The organism is Pseudoalteromonas sp. HM-SA03, from assembly GCF_002289345.1.
GTDB lineage: Bacteria > Pseudomonadota > Gammaproteobacteria > Enterobacterales > Alteromonadaceae > Pseudoalteromonas.
The window spans coordinates 1-1,455 of sequence record NZ_NSDG01000009.1 but is presented as its reverse complement, the minus strand read 5'-3'; the positions used below and the strand labels follow the sequence as shown (position 1 = coordinate 1,455).

At 44.1% G+C, this 1,455-nt stretch carries 2 protein-coding genes; both read right to left on the bottom strand.

What is annotated here, in order from left to right; all coding sequences use genetic code 11:
* Positions 1 to 142 precede the first annotated feature (142 nt).
* The gene (locus CKO50_RS01860) at positions 143 to 1,087 is read right to left on the bottom strand and encodes an SUMF1/EgtB/PvdO family nonheme iron enzyme (protein WP_095726770.1); all 945 of its coding nucleotides are present in this window, start codon (positions 1,085 to 1,087) and stop codon (positions 143 to 145) included.
* Positions 1,088 to 1,233: 146 nt separating this feature from the next.
* Positions 1,234 to 1,455: SUMF1/EgtB/PvdO family nonheme iron enzyme (locus CKO50_RS01855; protein WP_176474592.1), on the bottom strand; the 222-nt coding region annotated here is incomplete at its 5' end.

The following is a 1,455-nucleotide window of genomic DNA, read 5'->3' as shown; positions in this document are numbered from 1 at the left end:
TGACTTTCCGTATGTTACTTATTTATCCTTAGTGCAGCTCAAGCATACCAAGCGTACAGGCGAAATCAAAACTGCAACAGCATAAAGTAAGTAGTTTGAATAAACGCTGACTTTTTACGGAGATAAATGTGATGACAATGCACTAGTTAACTGCTTGAACAGAAAGTGACTTCGCTTGATTTAGCGCACAGCGAAATCCTTTAGCACGATACGCTTCATCAAGCTCATCTGACTCTTGCCGTGTATATACATTACTACCGCGAGGAGACTCTAAAAATCTTCCTCCTCGCATAACCTTTTTTGTGCCTTCTTTTGGCCCTTTAGGATCCTGTTCTGGGGAGTGCTGATAGTAATCCTCAGCCCACCAATCATTGACCCATTCAATCATATTGCCGCTTAAATCATAAAACCCCAATGGGTTAGGTGGATAGGTGCCACTAATATGCGGTTCAGGCTCTTCGGCGAGAGAGTAATTTACACCGAGCTCAAGCATACCAGTATTGGTGGCAAACAAAATGTTTTCACCACGGTTTCGTGCTGCAAATTCCCATTGTGCTTCTGTTGGTAAATCAATTGGGAGTTGTGTGAGTTTCGCCAGCCATAAACAATAGTTCTTAGCACCATACCAACTTACGCCTGCCGGAAATTCAGGGGCGCGCCAGAATTCATCTTTATCCCATTTTGTCCACATGGTTCTTGGTAGGTCGTTTACCGCGGTATATAAATCAAAATCGCCATAGCTTACCTCATAAGCGCCCATTGAATAGCTGGTAAGGGTCACCTTATGAGCGGGTTTATTGTCGCGGGCTATGGTCCAAGGCAAGTTATTAGGACCACCGCCATCGCCCATCATAAAGCTGCCGCCTTCAACAAACACCATTTGGGCTTTAGTGCGCTCAATCAGTGCTTGCACTTGTTTGTCTTGCTCGCCAGTAAGCGCGTCTATTTGTTGGCCAAGGTCGTCACACCCGCTTATGACTAAGCATAGTAATGCGAGACTTGGAGCGGTTGTGCATTGATTAGCGAGAATATTGCGGCGGTTAACGTTGGCAAAGTGGGGGAGTGAATGTATCCGTTTATTTTCCATATGGTGACTTTCCGTATGTTACTTATTTATCCTTAGTGCAGCTCAAGCATACCAAGCGTACAGGCGAAATCAAAATTGCTACAGCATAAAGTAAGCAGTTTGAATAAACGCTGACTTTTTACGGTGATAAATGAGATGACAATGAATTAGTTAACTGATTGAACAGAAAGTGGCTTAGCTTGATATAGCGCGCAGCGAAATCCAGTTGCCCTGTATGCCTTTTTTAGTTTCTCAGATTCTTGCCGTGTATATACATTACTACCGCGGGGAGATTCTAAAAAACTGCCACCTCGCATAACCTTTTTTGTGCCTTCTTTTGGCCCTTTAGGATCCTGTTCTGGGGAGTGTTGATAGTAATCCTCAGCCCA

Bases quoted from the DNA above. Each gene is read 5' to 3' on its own strand.
- CKO50_RS01860 (WP_095726770.1), bottom strand. From the start codon at position 1,087: ATGGAAAATAAACGGATACATTCACTCCCCCACTTTGCCAACGTTAAC.